19 protein-coding genes, 1 other RNA gene and 1 riboswitch are annotated in these 17,824 nt (G+C 68.5%); of the genes, 6 read left to right on the forward strand and 14 right to left on the reverse strand.

From position 1 onward, the window contains the following. The 4 genes from rsmH to rsmI form a co-directional block, all read right to left on the reverse strand. Nucleotides 1-1,095, reverse strand: a complete 1,095-nt coding sequence (gene rsmH / locus VFE83_RS08760) for a 16S rRNA (cytosine(1402)-N(4))-methyltransferase RsmH (RefSeq protein WP_324905134.1) — start codon at nucleotides 1,093-1,095, stop codon at nucleotides 1-3. Between the two features lie 11 nt (nucleotides 1,096-1,106). Further along, the gene (mraZ, locus tag VFE83_RS08765) at nucleotides 1,107-1,553 is read right to left on the reverse strand and encodes a division/cell wall cluster transcriptional repressor MraZ (protein WP_324905135.1); all 447 of its coding nucleotides are present in this window, start codon (nucleotides 1,551-1,553) and stop codon (nucleotides 1,107-1,109) included. Between the two features lie 557 nt (nucleotides 1,554-2,110). Further along, an RNA gene (gene rnpB / locus VFE83_RS08770) (RNase P RNA component class A) lies at nucleotides 2,111-2,464 on the reverse strand. A 285-nt stretch (nucleotides 2,465-2,749) separates the two neighbouring features. Next, complete coding sequence (rsmI, locus tag VFE83_RS08775; protein ID WP_324905218.1) at nucleotides 2,750-3,601, reverse strand: 16S rRNA (cytidine(1402)-2'-O)-methyltransferase; 852 nt, start codon at nucleotides 3,599-3,601, stop codon at nucleotides 2,750-2,752. A gap of 73 nt (nucleotides 3,602-3,674) precedes the next feature. On the opposite strand from rsmI, the gene VFE83_RS08780 reads away from it, so the two are divergent. The 5 genes from VFE83_RS08780 (at nucleotide 3,675) to VFE83_RS08800 (ending at nucleotide 7,825) form a co-directional block, all read left to right on the forward strand. Beyond that, a complete protein-coding gene (locus VFE83_RS08780) occupies nucleotides 3,675-5,075 on the forward strand; it encodes a penicillin-binding protein activator (protein ID WP_324905137.1) in 1,401 nt (466 codons plus the stop codon). Next, complete coding sequence (locus VFE83_RS08785) at nucleotides 5,059-5,445, forward strand: YraN family protein (protein ID WP_324905139.1); 387 nt, start codon at nucleotides 5,059-5,061, stop codon at nucleotides 5,443-5,445. The genes VFE83_RS08780 and VFE83_RS08785 overlap by 17 nt, the downstream gene beginning before the upstream one ends. Continuing rightward, the gene (locus VFE83_RS08790; RefSeq protein WP_324905141.1) at nucleotides 5,445-5,987 is read left to right on the forward strand and encodes a metal-dependent hydrolase; all 543 of its coding nucleotides are present in this window, start codon (nucleotides 5,445-5,447) and stop codon (nucleotides 5,985-5,987) included. Before VFE83_RS08785 ends, VFE83_RS08790 begins: the two co-directional genes overlap by 1 nt. Then, the gene (locus tag VFE83_RS08795; RefSeq protein ID WP_324905143.1) at nucleotides 5,984-7,366 is read left to right on the forward strand and encodes an FAD-binding oxidoreductase; all 1,383 of its coding nucleotides are present in this window, start codon (nucleotides 5,984-5,986) and stop codon (nucleotides 7,364-7,366) included. The genes VFE83_RS08790 and VFE83_RS08795 overlap by 4 nt, the downstream gene beginning before the upstream one ends. A gap of 186 nt (nucleotides 7,367-7,552) precedes the next feature. Then, entirely contained in the window at nucleotides 7,553-7,825 is a 273-nt protein-coding gene (locus tag VFE83_RS08800) for a DUF2798 domain-containing protein (protein ID WP_324905145.1), read from the forward strand. 44 nt (nucleotides 7,826-7,869) lie between these two features. Here VFE83_RS08800 and VFE83_RS08805 read toward each other — a convergent pair whose 3' ends face one another. From VFE83_RS08805 to glyA, 10 genes are all read right to left on the reverse strand, one after another. Further along, nucleotides 7,870-8,061, reverse strand: coding sequence for a hypothetical protein (locus tag VFE83_RS08805; RefSeq protein ID WP_324905147.1), 192 nt, complete (start codon nucleotides 8,059-8,061; stop codon nucleotides 7,870-7,872). A 185-nt stretch (nucleotides 8,062-8,246) separates the two neighbouring features. Continuing rightward, nucleotides 8,247-9,215, reverse strand: coding sequence for a thiamine-phosphate kinase (gene thiL / locus VFE83_RS08810; protein WP_324905148.1), 969 nt, complete (start codon nucleotides 9,213-9,215; stop codon nucleotides 8,247-8,249). A gap of 52 nt (nucleotides 9,216-9,267) precedes the next feature. Then, nucleotides 9,268-9,729, reverse strand: coding sequence for a transcription antitermination factor NusB (gene nusB / locus VFE83_RS08815; protein ID WP_324905150.1), 462 nt, complete (start codon nucleotides 9,727-9,729; stop codon nucleotides 9,268-9,270). A 10-nt stretch (nucleotides 9,730-9,739) separates the two neighbouring features. Continuing rightward, entirely contained in the window at nucleotides 9,740-10,207 is a 468-nt protein-coding gene (ribH, locus tag VFE83_RS08820) for a 6,7-dimethyl-8-ribityllumazine synthase (RefSeq protein WP_324905152.1), read from the reverse strand. Nucleotides 10,208-10,612: 405 nt separating this feature from the next. Further along, nucleotides 10,613-11,725, reverse strand: coding sequence for a 3,4-dihydroxy-2-butanone-4-phosphate synthase (ribB, locus tag VFE83_RS08825; protein WP_324905154.1), 1,113 nt, complete (start codon nucleotides 11,723-11,725; stop codon nucleotides 10,613-10,615). 12 nt (nucleotides 11,726-11,737) lie between these two features. Next, nucleotides 11,738-12,337, reverse strand: a complete 600-nt coding sequence (locus VFE83_RS08830) for a riboflavin synthase (RefSeq protein WP_324905157.1) — start codon at nucleotides 12,335-12,337, stop codon at nucleotides 11,738-11,740. Between the two features lie 184 nt (nucleotides 12,338-12,521). Further along, nucleotides 12,522-12,763, reverse strand: a riboswitch (FMN riboswitch). 195 nt (nucleotides 12,764-12,958) lie between these two features. Continuing rightward, the gene (locus VFE83_RS08835) at nucleotides 12,959-13,735 is read right to left on the reverse strand and encodes a class I SAM-dependent methyltransferase (protein ID WP_324905159.1); all 777 of its coding nucleotides are present in this window, start codon (nucleotides 13,733-13,735) and stop codon (nucleotides 12,959-12,961) included. Continuing rightward, on the reverse strand, nucleotides 13,732-14,838 hold the full coding sequence (gene ribD, locus VFE83_RS08840) for a bifunctional diaminohydroxyphosphoribosylaminopyrimidine deaminase/5-amino-6-(5-phosphoribosylamino)uracil reductase RibD (protein WP_324905161.1): 1,107 nt from the start codon (nucleotides 14,836-14,838) through the stop codon (nucleotides 13,732-13,734). The genes VFE83_RS08835 and ribD overlap by 4 nt, the downstream gene beginning before the upstream one ends. A 4-nt stretch (nucleotides 14,839-14,842) precedes the next feature. After that, nucleotides 14,843-15,364, reverse strand: coding sequence for a transcriptional regulator NrdR (gene nrdR, locus VFE83_RS08845; RefSeq protein ID WP_324905163.1), 522 nt, complete (start codon nucleotides 15,362-15,364; stop codon nucleotides 14,843-14,845). 99 nt (nucleotides 15,365-15,463) lie between these two features. After that, nucleotides 15,464-16,717 carry a serine hydroxymethyltransferase gene (gene glyA / locus VFE83_RS08850; RefSeq protein ID WP_324905165.1) on the reverse strand — a complete coding sequence of 418 codons (1,254 nt, stop codon included), beginning with the start codon at nucleotides 16,715-16,717 and terminating at the stop codon, nucleotides 15,464-15,466. A 140-nt stretch (nucleotides 16,718-16,857) separates the two neighbouring features. On the opposite strand from glyA, the gene lpxO reads away from it, so the two are divergent. Further along, the gene (gene lpxO, locus VFE83_RS08855; RefSeq protein ID WP_324905167.1) at nucleotides 16,858-17,763 is read left to right on the forward strand and encodes a lipid A hydroxylase LpxO; all 906 of its coding nucleotides are present in this window, start codon (nucleotides 16,858-16,860) and stop codon (nucleotides 17,761-17,763) included. The last annotated feature ends 61 nt before the right edge of the window (nucleotides 17,764-17,824 follow it).

Genomic DNA, 17,824 nt, shown 5'->3' on the forward strand with positions numbered 1-17,824 from the left:
TCATGCGGGCGCTCCCGCACTGGCCGCGATTCGGGAATGGGGAACGCGGAATCGCGCGAACACCGACTCGCCGGGCGCCATCGCTTCCCGTCGATGCCCACGGCGCGTCGCCTGCTTCGCCGTCGCGGAGGCACCTTCCGATGCGATGTCCGTGTCCCCATCCCCGATCGCCATCTTTTCCGCCACGCGCAGCACGGCGCTGCGGGCACGCGGATTGGCCGAGGTCTCTTCTTCGTTCGCCTTCTGCGCCGAACCGATCGCCAGCAGCGTCGGCGTGAACGCGACTTCCACCGGCATGCGGCGATTGGCCGGCGGCGCCTTGCTGTGACGCGCGATGAACTGCTTGACGATGCGGTCTTCCAGCGAATGGAAGCTGATCACCGCCAGGCGGCCGCCCGGCTTCAGGCGCGCCAGGGCCGCGTCCAGCCCGGTTTCCAGGTCGGCCAGTTCGCGGTTGATGAAGATGCGGATGGCCTGGAAGCTGCGCGTGGCCGGATGGATCTTCTGGTCGCCGCGCGGCACCACCGAGGCGATCAGGTCGGCCAGCTGCGCGGTGCGCAGCAGCGGCTGGTCGCCGCGCCGGGCAACGATGGCGCGCGCGATCCGGCGGCTCATGCGCTCCTCGCCGTAGGTCCATAGCACGTCGGCGATCTCGCGCTCGTCCGCGTGGGCCAGCCACTGCGCCGCGCTTTCGCCGCTGTCGGGATCCATGCGCATGTCCAGCGGACCGTCCTTGCCGAAGCTGAAACCGCGCTCGGCCACGTCCAGCTGCGGCGAGGAAACGCCCAGGTCGAACAGCACGCCATCGAGGCCGGACGCGGTCGCATCCCACTGCGCGAGTTGCGCGAAGCTGCCACGGAAAACGGACACGCGCGGGTCCGACCCGAACTCGCGTTCGGCGACGGCGATCGCTTCGGGATCCTTGTCCATGACCAGCAGCCGGCCTCCGGGGCCGAGTTGTTCCAGCACGCCACGCGCGTGACCGCCACGCCCGAACGTGCCGTCCAGGTACGTTCCATTCCCGTGCACACGCAGGCCGTCGAGCACCTGCGCGTACATCACGGGAAGGTGGCCGGAGAGCGCGCCGCGCCCCATGCCACCCACCGTCACAGCTGCAGGTCGAGCAGCTCGTCGCTCAGATCCTCGTCGGACACCGTCTGACGGATCTGCGCGTGATGCGCCTGCTCGCTCCACAGTTCGAACTTGTCGCCCATGCCCAGCAGGACGGCCTTCTTCTCGATGCCCACCGCCGCGCGGTGGCTGGCCGGAATGCTGATGCGCCCGTTGCCGTCCAGCTCGACGAACGCCGCGGCGCCGACGAGCTTGAGTTGCATGCTGCGGTTAACCGCCTTCGCCTTCGGCAGCGCATTGACCTGGTCGCGCAGCCGCTCCCAGATCGCCTGCGGATACAGGTAGAGCGATCCCGACTCGAAGGGGTTGTAGGTGATGACCAGCCGGTTGCCGCAATCGCGCGCGACGACGTCCCGGTAGACGGTGGGTACCGCCAGCCGGCCCTTGTCGTCGATCGTGATGGCGGTCTCGCCCTGGAACATTCCGCACCTGGTTGGTGCCGCCTCTACTCGGACGGCTTGGTCACGGAAAACCACAAAAAACCCGGTTTTCCCTCAGATGCCCACCTTAGGCACGCCTCACAGGGTTGTCAACAAGTTTCGAGACGCAAATTCACCTGTCACATCAATGGCTTGCGAAGAACTTCACAGGTTTGTTCAAGACTTATCCACTAACCTTTGTTTCGTCTCATTTTTTGAGACTGGGGCATCGTTCAGCCCGCAGTGCGGTTGGGTCAAAACAGCGGCTCCAGCGGCATGCTGCGATGCAGCGCCCCGCATGAATGCGCGCCAGCTATCGGAGTGGAGGAAGCGATTGAAAGGTGCTATGCACCGCTGCGCGTCAGGAAGCTCCCAAGAAAACCCTGCCTCCAGTGCGGGCACCAGATCACCCGCAGCAAGCCACGCACAGCCGATAGCCCCCTTTGGTAAAGGGGGCGCCGCGGCAGCGGCGGGGTATTGGGGGCATGAGCCCGGGCCCGAAGTTTTGCGCGCAAAACTTTGGGGCGCTTTTTCATCCGCGCTGGCGCACGGATGAAAAAGCGCGGAGCCGGCCGATAAGCCGGGTTCTGTCGTGGACAGTCATTCCTCTAGGCGCCGCGTCACCGCGACGCTCAAGCAACCTACCCGGAGACACCGCGGGCCGCGGCATTGCCTCCCTATTTGGTCTTGCTCCCGGTGGGGTTTGCCGTGCCGGTCCGTTGCCGGACTCGCGGTGCGCTCTTACCGCACCGTTTCACCCTTACCACGCGCGTCTTGCGACGCCGTTCGGCGGTCTGCTCTCTGTTGCACTTTCCGTCGGCTCGCGCCGCCCAGGCGTTACCTGGCACCGTGCCCTGTGGAGCCCGGACTTTCCTCGGCATCCTTTCGGATGACGCGACTGCCTGGCCGACTCCGCGGTGCGAATTCTACGGCTTTCGCCTTCGGATTCCCCAAAGTTTGCCGCACAAACTTTGGGCCCCGCTCAGGTTCGCCTCCAATTCCCCGCCGCTGCCACGGCGCCCCCTTTACTAAAGGGGGCTCGTCCCTCCGGTACGGCGCCCACCTTTTGCTCGTCATTCCCGCGAAGGCGGGAATCCATCTGTAACCACATCAGCTTCGACCGGGCTCGTAGCGCTTAACGATGGATCCCCGCTTTCGCAGGGATGACGCCTGACGGGAGGCCGCAACCCTGCCGAGGACTACTCCGCCGAGTTGTACAGCGCCTTGCGCGGCGCGCCGCTCAGTTCGGCCGCGAGCTTCGCCGCCTGCGAGGGCTTGAGGTATTCGGTCAGCTTGGCGTACAGGCGCTGGCCTTCGGCGATGCGGGCGTCGGCGTCCTCGCCGGCGCCTTCGACGATCAGCACGAACTCGCCCTTGCGCTGGTTGGGATCGGCGGCGACGCGCGCACGCAGATCCTCGAGCGTTCCGTCCAGGACGGTCTCGAACAGCTTGGTCAGTTCGCGCGCGATCACTGCGGGACGCTGCGCGCCGAACACGGCGACCAGGTCGTCCAGCGATTCCTCGATCCGATGCGCCGACTCGTAGAAGATCAATGTGCGCGGTTCGGCGGCCAGCCGCGCCAGGCGCTCGCGGCGCGCGGACGCCTTGGCCGGCAGGAAACCTTCGAACACGAACCGGTCGCTCGGCATGCCGGCCACGCTCAGCGCGCCGATCGCTGCGCACGCGCCCGGCACCGGTGACACGCGCAGGCCCGCGGCGCGCGCGGCGCGCACGAGACGGAAACCCGGATCGCTTACCAGCGGCGTCCCGGCGTCCGACACCAGCGCGAGCGATTCGCCGCCCAGGAGCCGCTGCACGAGTTGCGCCGCCTGCGCGTCCTCGTTGTGCTGGTGCAGTGCGATCAGCGGGCGCTCCAGCCCGAAGTGCGAGAGCAATTGCCGTGTATGCCGCGTGTCTTCGGCGCAGATCGCATCGACCGTCTTCAGTGTCTCCAGCGCGCGCGCGGACAGGTCGCCGAGGTTGCCGATCGGCGTGGCGACGACGTGCAGGGTGCCGGCAGCGGCGGGTGCGCCCGGTTGGGACGTAGGCATCATGGCGAGTACGGTGGGGCCGGTTAGAATCCTAACCGGTCCTCCATAACGCCGCGCCGCGGCCCTGATGCCGATGAGCCAAGCTTCCAACGGACGTGCGATGAACCGGGTGATGAACTTGATGTTCGCGGTGGCCATAGGCGCCGCCCTCCTGGGCGGATGCGCCACCACCACGACCACGCGCACGGGCGCCTCGGAACTCAGCCGCAATCCAGTGATCGCGCAGGCTGGCGAACTGGCGCGCAACGGCGCTGCCCTCACCGGTAGCGCGCGTCACGCCAACGAGCGCGAGATCGAACGCCTGCTCGCCACGCTGGACAACGCCACGCTCTCGCGCGAAGCCGCTGCGCTGGCGCCGGGCGATCCGCTCTACAACTACGTCGGCCAGGGCCTGCTGCTGCGCGGCCTGCCGTTGCCGCGCCCGTTTGACCGCAGTGCATGGAAGTTCGACTTCCCTGGCCGCCCCGCGGCCGATCGCGACGGTTACCGCCCGCCCGCGAAGGTCGCAGTGCTGCTGCCGATGTCGGGCAATCTCGCGGTTGCCGCCACGCCGGTGCGCGACGGCTTCCTCGCGGGCTACTACAACGAGACGCGCCTGCGTCCCGAGGTGAACTTCTACGACACCGCCGGCTCGCCTGCGGGCGCATTGTCGGCCTACGACCGTGCGGCCGCCGAGGGCAACGATTTCGTCGTCGGCCCGCTCGGCCGCGACGAGGTGAACGCACTGTTCGCCAAGGCCCAGCTTCCGGTACCGGTGCTGACACTCAACCGTGGCGAAGGCCTGCCGCTGGCGGGCAATGCGAGCTTCTCGCTGTCGCCAGAAGACGAAGGCGCCGCTGCGGCCGAGCACCTGCTGGGGCTGGGCGCGCGTCGCGTGCTGGTGATCGCCGCGATGGACGACACGCAGCAGCGTGCGGTCGCCAGCCTGCGTGACCGTCTGGTGGCGCGTGGCGCACAGGTCACCGACGTCGCCGGCGAAGGCGTCTCGGATTTCGCGCCGTTCGCGCAGAAGGAAGGCGGCGTCGACGCCGTGTTCCTCGCCGTGAAGGGCAGCAGTGCGCGCCTGCTGATGCCCAAGCTGGCGCTGGCCGGCCTGGCAGGCAAGCCGCGCGTGGCGACCTCGCAACTACTGTCGGGCACCGGCAAGCCGGAGGAAGACCGCATCCTCGACGGCATCGCGTTCCCGAGTGAAGCCTGGACGACGCGCGGCGTGCGCGGCCTGCCGCCTGCAGCGACCGTCGGGGCGCAGCTCAACAGCGCGAAGGGACCGGCCGCGCGCCTGTTCGCCTTCGGCTTCGATGCGTGGCAGATCACCGCCTACCTGCAGCACCTGGCCACCACCGCGGACGGTCGCATCGATGGTGCCACCGGCACCCTGCGCCTGGATGGCTTCGGCAACCTGCTGCGCACGCCGACGTGGTCGACCTTCAGCGCGGGCGTGCCGATGCCGCTGCCGGATGCCACCCGTCGCTGACCGGCGCTCGCGCGGCGCGGCGGTGGAGGCTGCCGCGCGCGCCTATCTGCGCAGGGCCGGGCTGCGCGACGTCGCGGCCAATGCCAACTACCGTTTTGGCGAAATCGATCTGGTGATGCTGGACGAGCGTGGCGCCACGCTGGTGTTCGTCGAGGTGCGGTATCGCCGCGACTCGCGTTTCGGCGGCGGTGCGATGTCGGTGGACGTGCACAAGCGGCGCAAGCTGGTGCACGCGGCGCAGGCCTTCCTGGCCGCGCATCCACGCCATGCGCAGATGCCGTGCCGCTTCGATGTAGTGGAAGCTGATGGCGATCCGGATGCACCGCGGCTGACCTGGCTGCGCGATGCGTTCCGCGCCGACGACGTCTGATGCCCACCGTCTTCACCCATGCCGTAGTGCCGTTGGCCGCCTGCATCGCGTTGGGTTCGCGTCGGATCGGCCCGCGCCTGCTGGTTGCCGGCGTGCTGGTCGCGATGCTGCCCGATGCGGACGTCGTGGCGTTAAAGCTCGGCATCGCGTACGCGGACGCACTCGGCCATCGCGGTGCTAGTCATTCGCTGCTGTTCGCATCGGTGATCGGCCTGATCGGCGCACTCGCGCACCGCACGTTGCGCGCTCCAGCCTGGCTTGCAGCGCTCTGGTTGTTCGCCTGCACGGCGTCGCATCCGCTGCTGGATGCGCTGACAAACGGCGGCCTCGGTGTCGCCCTTTTGTGGCCGTGGTCGGATGCGCGGCATTTCGCGCCGTGGCAGCCGATCCAGGTATCGCCGATCGGCACGGGGTTCTTCAGCGCGCGGGGTCTGGCAGTACTGCGCTCGGAAATGCTGTGGGTGTGGCTGCCTGCGGCCGCGATCGCCTTCACCGGCTTCGCACTGCGCCGCAACGCGGCGCCAGTATCCTCCGCGCCATGAGCACGCTGCCCGCCGAACTGGCCTCGCGCCTGCAGGCATCGCTGGGCGAAGGCTGGCGGACCGATCCCAGCGAACGCCTGTCCTATGCCTTCGACAACTCGCGCCGGCAGGCGCTGCCGGACGCCGTCGCACTGCCGACGACTGCGGGACAGGTCGTCGAACTCGTACGCGCATGTCGCGCAGCACGCGTGCCGGTCGTCGCGCGCGGCCGCGGCACCAACACCACCGGTGCCAGCGTGCCGGTCGCCGGCGGGGTCGTGGTTTCGTTCGAACGGATGAACCGCATCCTCGACATCCGCCCGGGCGACCGCTGCGCCGTCGTCGAGCCGGGGGTGCTCAATGGCGACCTGCAGGCCGCGCTGAAGCCGCACGGCCTGTTCTGGCCACCCGACCCGACCAGCGCCGGCTACAGCACGGTCGGCGGCAACCTGGCCTGCAATGCCGGCGGCCCGCGCGCGGTGAAATACGGCGCCACGCGCGACAACGTGCTCGCATTGACCGCCGTGACCGGCACCGGCGAACTGATCCGCTGTGGCACCGCAACCACCAAGGGCGCCACGGGCTACGACCTGCAGCGCCTGCTCGTGGGCAGCGAGGGCACGCTGGCGCTGATCGTCGAGGCGACGCTGCGCCTCACGCCCACGCCACGGCAGCGCCGCGCACTGCGCGCGATCTATCGCGACGTCGGTGCCGCGGCACAGGCCGTCGCGCGGCTGATGGCGCAACCCGTCACGCCGTCGATGCTGGAATTCATGGATGGATTCGCGGTGCGCCTGGCGCGCGATGTCGGTGGCGCCGAGTTGCCGCCCGAAGCCGGCGCGCTGCTGATGATCGAAGCCGATGGCGATGGCGAGACACTGCCGCACGACATGGAAGCACTGATGCGTGCGGCCGACGGCGATGGCCTCGTCTCGCTGGACGACGCCGCCGACGAGGCCTCGCGCGACCGGCTGTGGGCAGCACGCAAGGCGTTGTCGCCTTCGCTGCGCACGCTGGCGCCGGGCAAGATCAACGAGGACGTGGTGGTGCCGGTATCGTGCATCCCAGCGCTGGTCGACGGCGTGCAACTGCTGTCGCGCGAATTCGATCTGCCCATCGTCTGCTTCGGTCACGCCGGCAACGGCAACCTGCACGTCAACCTGCTCTATCACCCCGACGACGCGGCGCAGACGGCACGCGCGCACGAGGCGATGGGCCGCGTGTTCTCCCTGACGATCTCGCTGGGCGGCACGCTTTCTGGCGAGCACGGCATCGGCCTGGCCAAGCGCGATTTCATGCCGCAGGCGGTCGATGCGCCGACGCTGGGCATGATGCGGGCGATCAAGACCGCATTCGATCCGGACGGGATCCTCAATCCGGGCAAGCTGCTGCCGGATTGAGCTTGTAACCATGCGACTTGTGATCGACGCGGCAGGCTGCGTATCATCCGCCGCGCAGCCGACACCGTCGGCCGTCGTAAGCGTTCACGTCAACCAACGCGCCAACCCTTCCGGCCATGCCGGGCTTTGGGCCTCCCGTACGCGGGAGCGATGGCGCCTTGCCTGACCGGATTCCAGGAGATCCACATGAACGCTACACGATCGAAAGACCGCTTCCTCTTCGGCATCCCCAAGTTGCCCGCACGCTACGCCGCGGTGGTGATGCCCCTGCTGCTGTCCGTCTTCATGACGTGCATCGTCTCGATGATCAGCACGTTGCGAGGCGTGGGCATGGTTCCGCAGTTCCCGCGTATCTGGCTGGGTGCGTGGGGCCTGTCGTGGGCCATCGCATTTCCCACGTTGCTGGCGATACTGCCGGTGGTTCGCCGCGTCACATCGGCACTGGTCCGCAGCGCGTAGGCGGCGCCCGCCCTCTCCACCGCGAAGGGGGCGTTCGGCTCTGCTCAAAGAAACTGATCGAGCTTCCTCATCACCAGCATCATCCCGACCACCCAGCACAGGATCACCATCAGCACGGCGCCCCAGTTGCTGCCGACCTGGCCGCGCCTGCGCTTGATGATGAACCACAGCACCAGCAAGACGGTCGGCACCACGAAGAAGAGCATGCCGATCAGAAAACTTGTGTCCATGTTCACGCGAATCCTCCGTCTGGGATGAGCGACGCGGCGGGCGATGTCTCGCCCAGTCCATGCTCCTGCTTCCGATGCAACCGGCAGACATCAAGCTCGGAGCAGGGGGGTCGATCGTAACGCGACCGGCACGCTCGTCGCTGATCCAGATCAGGGATGGTCACTTGGGATGCCGAACCGGCCCGGGATGATCAGCCGAAGTGCTCGTACCCCGCGCGTGACGCATTCCAGACGGCGCCGTCGGCATCCACGGCCTGCACGCCCTGCCCTTCGATCACGGTGCCGATGCGTGTCACGGCGGTATCGGCCTGTGCGGCCAGCCGTTGCACTTCGTCGCGCAGTTCGCCCGGCGCGGTGAAACACAGTTCGTAATCGTCGCCACCGCCGGCCTGCAGCGCGCGGCGTGCGTCTTCGTCGAACGTCGCGCGCAACGCGGGCGATGCGGGCAGGTCCCCCACACGTAAAGACACACCGACGCCGCTCGCACGGCACACGTGCGCCACGTCGGCGAGCAGCCCGTCGGAAATATCGATGCAGGCGTTGGCCACGTCCGCCAGCGCGAGTCCTAGTGCGATGCGCGGCGTGGGCCGGTCCAGACGTTGCCGCAGGAAGGCATCCCGCGGAGCGCCGTCGCGCCACTGCTGCAGCGCCGCGCCCGCATCGCCCAGGGTTCCGCTCACCCACACGTCGTCGCCCACGCGTGCGCCATCGCGGCGCAAGGCGCGTCCAGGCGCGACGAGGCCGTGCACGGTGACGCTGATCGACAACGGCCCGCGCGTGGTGTCGCCACCGACCAGCGATACGCGGCGCTGCGCGGCGAGTTCGAGGAAACCGTCCAGGAAACCGTCCACCCAGCCCGCATCGGACTGCGGCATCGACAGCGAGAGCGTGCACCAGGCCGGCTCCGCGCCCATCGCGGCCAGGTCGGACAGGTTCACCGCGAGCGCCTTCCAGCCGATGTCGGCCGGTGCCGTGTCCTCGGGGAAATGCACGCCGGCATTGAGCGTGTCCATCGCGACGACGAGGTGCTGGCCCACGGGCACCTGCAGCAGTGCGGCATCGTCGCCGATACCGAGCACGACGTCGTCGCGGTTGGCGACGCGCGCGCGGATGCGTGCGATCAGGTCGAACTCGGCCGCGCCGTGAAGTGTGTCGGTCACGGTTCCTCCAGACGCCGGGCGGCGGTGCTATGGAGCCGCGGCATGCGCGGCGTCAGCGGCCGCGTGGGGCCTTCACTTCCACCGCACGCCAAGCTGCGGCTGCATGGTCCAGCACGCCGTTGACGTAGGTGTGGCCGTGCTCGGCGCCGAAGCGCTTGACCGTTTCGATGGCCTCGTTGATGACGACGCGATACGGCACGTCCGGGCGCATGCGCAGTTCGTATGCGGCGATGCGCAGCGCGGCGCGCTCGATCGCATCGACCTGCTCGATGTCGCGGTCGAGGAACGGCTTGAGCGCCTCGTCCAGATCCTCGCAGTGCTGCTCCACGCCGCGCACCAGGTCCTCGAAGTACTCGAGATCGGCCTGCTCCTTGGCCTGCTCGTGCGCGAACTGCGCGATCACCTCGCGCGCGCTGGCGCCGGACATTTGCCACGCGTAAACGGCCTGCAGCGCGCGACGGCGCGCACGCGAGCGGGCGACGGGATCGATGCCGTCCGGACGACGACGGTTCATGACAGCACGCTCATGGCAGTTGCCCCAGCAGATGACTCATTTCCAGCGCGGCCAGCGCCGCTTCCTCGCCCTTGTTGCCATGGCTGCCGCCAGCGCGGGCCTCGGCATCCTCGTGACGCTCCACCGCGAGCACGCCGTTGGCGACCGGGATGCGGTAATCCAGCTGCACGCGCATCAGGCCGTCGGAACACCCATCGGCCACCTGTTCGTAATGCCGCGTATCGCCGCGCACCACGCAACCGAGCGCGACGATGGCGGCATGCGTGCCGGCCTCGGCCAGGTGCGCGGCGACCACCGGGATTTCCCAGGCGCCGGGCACGCGGATCACGTCCACCGCCTCCTCGCCCACGCCGTTGTCGGCGAACGTCTTGCGCGCGCCGGCGACCAGCGTATCGGTGATGCGCGGGTTCCAGCGGCTGGCGATGATCGCGAAGCGCGCCCCCGGAGGGCAGCGCAGGTCGCCTTCGTAGTGGGTCATGGGGCGTTCTTGGTGAAGGGCGGGAATTCTAACCCGGGTCGCGTGTTCCCCCTCCCCTGGCGCGTTTCGCTCAACGGGGCGGATCGGAATGCTCCCTCCTCTGCGTGCAGGGGAGGGCTGGGGAGGGTGAGGCAGGCCGCCGACGTGGCACTGCCGCGTGGCCTGCCGAACGCCCAACCATGGATGGCTGGGCTGGGCATTCCGTCCATAGTCGCGCCGCGCCATGATGGCGGCGGGTACGACGATCGATGCGGCCGTGACGGCGAACTCGGCGCTGACGCGCCTCACGCCCCCCTCCCAACCTCCCCCTGCAAGCAGGGGGAGGAGACAACGGTGCTTCGGCTCGGCATCTGGCCTCGCGTGCTCTGCTCCCTCCCCCTGCAAGCACGGGGAGGGGCAAAACACTCAGTGCGGAATCTCGACGTACTCGACCACTTCCAGGCCGAAGCCCGCCAGGCCGATCTGCTTGCGGGGCGTGCCCAGCGCGCGCAGCCGGCCCAGCCCCAGGTCGGCCAGGATCTGGCCGCCGGCACCGTTGCGGCGCCATTCGGCCAGGGCGTGGCCGCGGGCGGGCGGGGTCTCGTCCGGGTGCTGGGCGGCGCGGATGCGCGACAGCAGCGCGTCCGCATCGGCGTGCTCGGCCAGCAGGACCAGCGCGCCACGGCCTTCGGCCGCGATCATCCGCAGCACGTCGCCCACCGCAGGGCCGAAGTCGGGACGGCGCCAGTGCAGCGCATCGACCAGCGGGTTCTGCACGTGCACGCGCACCAGCGTCGGCGTGCCCGCATCGGCCTCGCCACGGCGCAGCGCGAAATGCAGCGCGTGGCTGACGCGGTCGCGATAGGTGAACAACCGGAACGGGCCGTGTTCGGTATCGATCTCACGCTCGTCCACGCGCTCGATCGTGTGCTCGGTGGCCAGGCGGTAGCGGATCAGCTCCTCGATCGAGCCGATCTTCAGGCCGTGCTCGGCGGCGAAGACCTCCAGCTCCGGCCGGCGCGCCATGCTGCCGTCGGGATTGAGGATCTCCACCAGCACGCCGGCCGGCTCCAGCCCGGCCAGCAGCGCCAGGTCGCTGGCCGCCTCGGTGTGCCCGGCACGGTTGAGCACGCCGCCGGGCTGCGACTGCAGCGGGAAGATGTGGCCCGGCTGCGCCAGGTCGCTGGCCGACGCGTCCGGGCGCACCGCGGTGCGGACGGTGTGCGCGCGGTCGTAGGCGGAAATGCCGGTGGTGACGCCCTCGGCGGCCTCGATGCTCACCGTGAAGTTGGTGTGGTGCGGCGACGTGTTGTCGCGCACCATCGGCGGCAGGCCGAGCTGGCGGCAACGTTCGCGCGTGAGCGACAGGCACACCAGGCCGCGCGCATGCGTGACCATGAAGTTGATGTCCTGCGGACGCACGAGTTCGGCGGCCATGATCAGGTCGCCTTCGTTCTCGCGGTCTTCGTCGTCCACGATCACGACCATGCGGCCGTTGCGGATTTCCTCGAGCAGTTCGGGAATCGGGCTGAAAGGCATCGTCGTTCTTCCTTATTCCGTGCGACCGGCGAGCAGGCGCTCGACGTAGCGCGCGACCAGGTCGATCTCGAGGTTCACCGCGTCGCCGACGCGTGTGTCGGCAAAGCGCGTATGCGCGACGGTGTGCGGGATCAGCGCGACCTCGAAGCCGGACTCGTCCACTTCGTTGACGGTGAGGCTGACGCCATCCACGCAGATCGAACCCTTTTTCGCGACGTAACGCAGCAGCGTGGCCGGTGCGCTGAAGCGCCAGCGCTGCGCGCGCGCGTCCTCGGCGATGCCTTCGACGCGGCCCAGACCATCGACGTGGCCGCTGACCAGGTGGCCACCCAGGCGATCGGTGGGGCGCATCGCGCGCTCCAGGTTCACCGCATCACCGGGCTTGAGGTTGCCCAGCGTGGTGAGCGACAGCGTCTCGTTGGACGCATCCGCCGCGAAGGACGTCGCGTCGAACTCCACCACAGTCAGGCATACGCCATTGACGGCGATGCTCTCGCCCAGCTGGACGGCCTGGAACGGCAATGTGCCGACTTCGACGGTGAGGCGCACGTCGCCACCGCGACGCTCGCTGGCGGCCAGTCGGCCGACGCCTTCGATGATGCCGGTGAACATCAGCGCGCCTCCATCCGGCAGGGACGCAGGCGGTGGTGCTCGAGGGCATTTCCTGAAGATCCCGTAGATGGACGTACGGGCTTCTGTGGAGAAATCTGCATATGAAACGTTTCCCGCATTCGTGAGGAATGAACGAAAAACGCCCCAAGGCATGAGGCAGGCGCACGGCGTTGCGGCCGTGTGCGGCTGTCTTCTTTCATCCGGACTTTCCGGCAAGCGCGGTTGCCCGCGATTTCCGACCGTCGGCTCCGGCATCGGACCGGATCTGCTGACCTTCGCCATTGAAGCGTCCGCACAAGGAATGTGCGGGGCGTTGCGAGGGGACTCGCATCAATGTCGAAGCGCTCGCGGGCTCGCACGCGTGGCTGTGACAGCCTGGTCGTGCCTACCGCCGGTGGGGAATTTCACCCCGCCCTGAAGACGTTACGAATTGTCTGCCGGCGAACCGGCGCGGGGGATTCTAGCATCTGACGTGTTCGGCCCCCTGCGGATCCATCGTTCCGCTCGTGGTTCGGGCAGTTCCAGCGACGGCATGCGATGGACGCTTCGTAGGAGCCGGCTTGCTGGCGACCCGCCAGTCCGACCCCCAGTCGCCAGCAAGCTGGCTCCTACGGAGCTGCGTCAGGGCTTGCGCCGCAGGTGCAGGAACAGCGGCCACTGGATCGTGCGCGTCTCGTCGGCATCGCCCCAGGCTGCGGCCAGCGCGGGCGCGTGATGGGCGACGGCGTCGATCCCGGTCCCCGCCCGACAGCGGGCCGTGGCGGACATGCTGGCCAGGTAGCGCAGGAAATGGGCCAGATTCCATTCCATCTCCAGCCACAGTTGCGGCGCGGGCAGCGCCGGGAACGGCCAGTCGTAGCCGGCGTAGTGCGCGATGATCTGCGCGCGCTCGGGCGGCCAGTACGCCTCGATGCGCGCGCGGAAGTCCGCGATCTCATCCGCCATGCCTTCCGGCGGCAGGAAATCCCCGTAACCCCAGGCGGCCAACACGCCACCCGGAGTCAGCACGCGCCGGCATTCGGCAAAGAAGCGCTCGCGATCGAACCAGTGCAGCGCCTGCGCGATCGCGACCAGTTGCACGCTGTCTTCGGCGAGTGCGGTCTTCTCGGCCGGCTCCACCGCCAGGCTTACGCGGTCGCTGCCGGGCTGCGCCCAGTGCTGCTCCAGTTGCCGGGCGCTGGGTTCGGTCGCGTGGACATGGGCGAAACGCGACGCCAGCCCCCTCGTCGCCTGCCCGCTGCCGCAGCCGGGTTCCCAGACATGCGCGTTCGGCGGCACGACGCCCGCGATGGCATCGAACAGTGCGTCCGGATATTCGGGCCGTGCCGCGGCGTAGTCGGCGGCGATGCCGGAGAAGTGGTCCTTGAAGGACGAACCGCCGGCGCCTGCTTCACTCACGCGGTTGCCCCGCCTGCCTGAGGCTGCAGCAGCAGGCGCACATCCTGCCCAAGGTAACGGGACTCGACGATCGACATCTGCAGCTTCTGCGCCATCGAATCGATGCCCAGGCCGTCGAACATCGGCCGCGCACGTTCGCCCAGGAGCACCGGCGCCACGTACAGCAGGACCTCGTCGACCAGACCCGCGCCGAGGAACGCGCCGGCCAGGGTGGCGCCGGCTTCCAGCTGGATCTCGTTGACGCCACGCTCGGCCAGCAGACGCAGCACGGCTTCCAGGTCGAAACGGCCCTCGCGCACCGGCACGGCGGCGAGCTGCGCCTGGATTCCGCGTGGCGGCTTGGCATCGGGCGCGTGGATGTAGAGCGTGGGCGCGTCGCCTTCGCGCACGCGGCCGCGCGTGATGGTCGCCAGGCCGGGGTCGAGCACCACGCGCAGTGGCGGCACGAACGGCGTGTCGTCGCCCAGGCGCACGGTCAGCTGCGGGTCGTCGGCCAGCACCGTGCCTGCGCCGGTGAGGATGGCGCCGGAACGTGCGCGCCAGCGCTGCACGTCCTCGCGCGACGGAAGGCCGCTGATCCACTTCGACTCGCCACTGGCGAGCGCGCTGCGCCCGTCCAGGCTGGTGGCCAGCTTCACGCGCAGCCACGGCCGTCCGCGCTGCACGCGCGAGATGAAGCCGCGGTTGAGCGCGCGCGCCTGCGCTTCCATCAGGCCGGATTCGACCTGGATACCGGCGGCGCGCAGCTTGTCGAAGCCGGCACCGTCCACCTGCGGGAATGGATCGCGCATCGCCGCGACCACGCGCGAAACGCCTGCGACGACCAGTGCGTCCGCACACGGACCGGTGCGGCCGGTATGGGCGCATGGTTCGAGCGAGACGTAGACCGTCGCGCCACGAGCACGTTCGCCCGCTTCACGCAACGCGAAGACCTCGGCGTGCGGCTCGCCCGCGCGCTGGTGCCAGCCCTCGCCTACCACTTCGTCGCCATGCGCGATCACGCAGCCGACCATCGGATTGGGCTTGGTCGTGTAGGCGCCACGTTCGGCCAGGCGCAACGCGCGCGCCATCATCGCGTGGTCGGTGGGAGTGAATGCACTCATCGTTTCAGCGTTTGCGGTTGCGGGGCGCGGGCTCGGATTCGCCGTCCAGCAGCGGCAACTGGCCTTCGCCGGAGTTGTCGCTTTCCAGGCGGTCGAGTTCTTCGCGGAAATCCGCCACGTCCTGGAACGAGCGGTACACCGAGGCGAAACGCACGTAGCCGACATGGTCGAGCTTGCGCAGTTCGGTCATCACGAAATCGCCGACGCGACGCGACGGCAGCTCGCGTTCGGCCGTCATGCGCAGGTGGTGCACGACGGCGCGGACCGACGCTTCGATCTGCTCCTCCGCCACCGGCCGCTTCTGCAACGCACGGTCGAAGCTGGCGCGCAGCTTGCGGGCATCGAATGCCTCGCGCCGGCCGTCGCTCTTGATGATCAGCGGCAGCTTCAGCTCGATCGTCTCGAGCGTGGAAAAGCGCTCACCGCAGGCCTCGCACACGCGGCGCCGGCGGATGGTGGCGCCGTCGTCCGACACGCGCGAATCGATCACGCGGGTGTCGGGATGCTGGCAGAAGGGGCAATGCATCAGCGGGCCGGCAGTAGGGAATGGGGAATGGGGAATCGGAAAGCAGGCCCGGAGCGTCGAGTTGCTGCCATTCCCGATTCCCGATTGCCGATTCCCGTATCAGCCATACACCGGGAACTTCTTGCACTGCGCCGTCACCTTGCCGCGCACCGCTTCGATGACCTTGTCGTCGTTCGGCGCGTCGAGGACGTCGCAGATCCAGTTGGCCAGTTCGACGCAGTCGGCCTCGCCATAACCACGCGTGGTCACCGCCGGGGTACCGATGCGCAGGCCCGAGGTCACGAACGGCTTCTGCGGATCGTTGGGCACGGCGTTCTTGTTGACGGTGATGTGCGCCTTGCCCAGGGCTTCCTCGGCAGCCTTGCCGGTCACGCCCTTGCCGATCATGTCGATCAGCATCAGATGGTTCTGTGTGCCGCCGGAGACGATCTTGTAGCCGCGCTCGATGATGGTCCTGGCCATCGCCTGCGCGTTCTTCACGACCTGCTGCTGGTACGAGGTGAAGTCCGGCTCCAGCGCTTCCTTGAAGGCCACCGCCTTGGCGGCGATCACGTGCATCAACGGGCCGCCCTGGATGCCCGGGAAGACGATGCTCTGCAGCTTCTTCACCAGCTCCTCGGACGGGTCCTTGGCCACGATGATGCCGCCGCGCGGGCCGCGCAGGGTCTTGTGCGTGGTGGACGTGACGACGTGGGCGTGCGGCAGCGGATTCGGGTAGACGCCGGCGGCGACCAGGCCTGCGACATGCGCCATGTCGACGAAGAGGTACGCGCCGACCTTGTCGGCGATGGCGCGGAAGCGCGCCCAGTCGATGTGCTGCGAGTACGCGGAGAAGCCGGCCACGACCATCTTCGGCTTGTGTTCCAGCGCCAGCTTCTCGACTTCGTCGTAGTCGATCAGGCCCTGGTCGTTGACGCCGTACTGGACGGCGTTGAACAGCTTGCCGGACGCGTTGACCTTGGCGCCGTGGGTCAGGTGGCCGCCGTGGGCCAGCGACATGCCCAGGATGGTGTCGCCCGGGTTGAGCAGGGCGAAGTACACGGCCTGGTTGGCCTGCGAGCCCGAATGCGGCTGCACGTTGGCGTAATCGGCGCCGAACAGCTGCTTGAGGCGGTCAATGGCCAGCTGCTCGGCGATGTCCACGTACTCGCAGCCCCCGTAATAGCGCTTGCCCGGGTAGCCTTCGGCGTACTTGTTGGTCAGCACGCTGCCCTGCGCCTCCAGCACGCGCGGGCTGGCGTAGTTCTCCGAGGCGATCAGCTCGACGTGGTCCTCCTGGCGACGCGCCTCGTTGGCGATGGCCTGGGCGAGTTCATCGTCGTAACCGGCGATACGGGCGGAGCTGGGGAACATTCGCGAACCTCGGACGTGGGGTGATTGGGCCTCAAGGGCTGGCGCGGCCCGGTCGAAGATGGTAGCCCAGGGCTTAAAATGCGGCCAGCAAAGGCCCGCGGGCCGAGCGCCCCCACCCCCCACTGGAAAACTCTCCGACCATGAAATGGGTCTTCGTCCTGCTGTTCCTCGCCAGCGCGGTGTATGTGCACCTGCGCGGCCGGGTGCGGCACCGCCTGGGCCGGCAGTTGCTGGACCACTCCACCTTCATGGCGCCGGTCAACGTGCTGATGTACGCGTTCTCGCGCGTGCCCACCACGCCCTTCATCGACGATCCCGGCCGCCATTTCCCCGAGCTGAAACCCCTGCGGGACAACTGGCAGATCATCCGCGAGGAGGCCCGGCGCCTGCGCGAGTTGCAGCACATCAAGGCCGCCGACGGCTACAACGATGTCGGCTTCAACTCGTTCTTCCGCCGCGGCTGGAAGCGGTTCTACCTGAAGTGGTACGACGACGCGCACCCGTCCGCGGCCGAGCTGTGCCCGCAGACCACCGCGCTGTTGCGGCAGATCCCGAGCGTGAAGGCCGCGATGTTCACCGAACTGCCGCCGGGCAGCGAGCTGCGTCCGCACCGCGACCCGTACGCCGGTTCGCTGCGCCTGCACCTGGGGCTGGAAACGCCGAACGACGACGGCTGCTTCATCGAGGTCGACGGCCAGCGCTACAGCTGGCGCGACGGCGAATGGACCATGTTCGACGAGACCTACATCCACAGCGCCCGCAACGAGACGCAGAGCAACCGGATCATCCTGTTCTGCGACGTCGAACGGCCGCTGCAGTTCGGCGCGGCGCGGGCCTTCAACCGCTTCGTGGCGCGACACCTGATCGCGGCCGGGGCATCGCCCAACATGGAAGGCGACAAGACCGGCGGCATCAACCGCCTGTTCAAGTACTTTTATGCCCTGCGCCTGAAGGCCAAGGCCCTGCGCGAGCGCAACAAGTCGCTGTACTACGGCCTGAAGTACGCCAGCGTGGCGCTGGTGGTGGCGTTCATCGTCTGGATCTGACGCCTTGGCCCGGGCTGAGCCGCTGGGCCACCCGCGCCAGGTCCGCCGGAACTCCGGGTGC

This window comes from Lysobacter sp., assembly GCF_035655815.1.
Lineage (GTDB): Bacteria > Pseudomonadota > Gammaproteobacteria > Xanthomonadales > Xanthomonadaceae > Lysobacter_J.

Excerpts from the sequence above, each read along its gene's own strand:
- rsmH (WP_324905134.1), bottom strand. The coding sequence starts at position 1,095 with ATGGGGCGCGGCGCGCTCTCCGGCCACCTTCCCGTGATGTACGCGCAG.
- mraZ (WP_324905135.1), bottom strand. The coding sequence starts at position 1,553 with ATGTTCCAGGGCGAGACCGCCATCACGATCGACGACAAGGGCCGGCTG.
- rsmI (WP_324905218.1), bottom strand. The coding sequence starts at position 3,601 with ATGCCTACGTCCCAACCGGGCGCACCCGCCGCTGCCGGCACCCTGCAC.
- VFE83_RS08780 (WP_324905137.1), top strand. The coding sequence starts at position 3,675 with ATGAGCCAAGCTTCCAACGGACGTGCGATGAACCGGGTGATGAACTTG.
- VFE83_RS08785 (WP_324905139.1), top strand. The coding sequence starts at position 5,059 with ATGCCACCCGTCGCTGACCGGCGCTCGCGCGGCGCGGCGGTGGAGGCT.
- VFE83_RS08790 (WP_324905141.1), top strand. The coding sequence starts at position 5,445 with ATGCCCACCGTCTTCACCCATGCCGTAGTGCCGTTGGCCGCCTGCATC.
- VFE83_RS08795 (WP_324905143.1), top strand. The coding sequence starts at position 5,984 with ATGAGCACGCTGCCCGCCGAACTGGCCTCGCGCCTGCAGGCATCGCTG.
- VFE83_RS08800 (WP_324905145.1), top strand. The coding sequence starts at position 7,553 with ATGAACGCTACACGATCGAAAGACCGCTTCCTCTTCGGCATCCCCAAG.
- nusB (WP_324905150.1), bottom strand. The coding sequence starts at position 9,729 with ATGAACCGTCGTCGTCCGGACGGCATCGATCCCGTCGCCCGCTCGCGT.
- ribH (WP_324905152.1), bottom strand. The coding sequence starts at position 10,207 with ATGACCCACTACGAAGGCGACCTGCGCTGCCCTCCGGGGGCGCGCTTC.
- ribB (WP_324905154.1), bottom strand. The coding sequence starts at position 11,725 with ATGCCTTTCAGCCCGATTCCCGAACTGCTCGAGGAAATCCGCAACGGC.
- VFE83_RS08830 (WP_324905157.1), bottom strand. The coding sequence starts at position 12,337 with ATGTTCACCGGCATCATCGAAGGCGTCGGCCGACTGGCCGCCAGCGAG.
- ribD (WP_324905161.1), bottom strand. The coding sequence starts at position 14,838 with ATGAGTGCATTCACTCCCACCGACCACGCGATGATGGCGCGCGCGTTG.
- nrdR (WP_324905163.1), bottom strand. The coding sequence starts at position 15,364 with ATGCATTGCCCCTTCTGCCAGCATCCCGACACCCGCGTGATCGATTCG.
- glyA (WP_324905165.1), bottom strand. The coding sequence starts at position 16,717 with ATGTTCCCCAGCTCCGCCCGTATCGCCGGTTACGACGATGAACTCGCC.
- lpxO (WP_324905167.1), top strand. The coding sequence starts at position 16,858 with ATGAAATGGGTCTTCGTCCTGCTGTTCCTCGCCAGCGCGGTGTATGTG.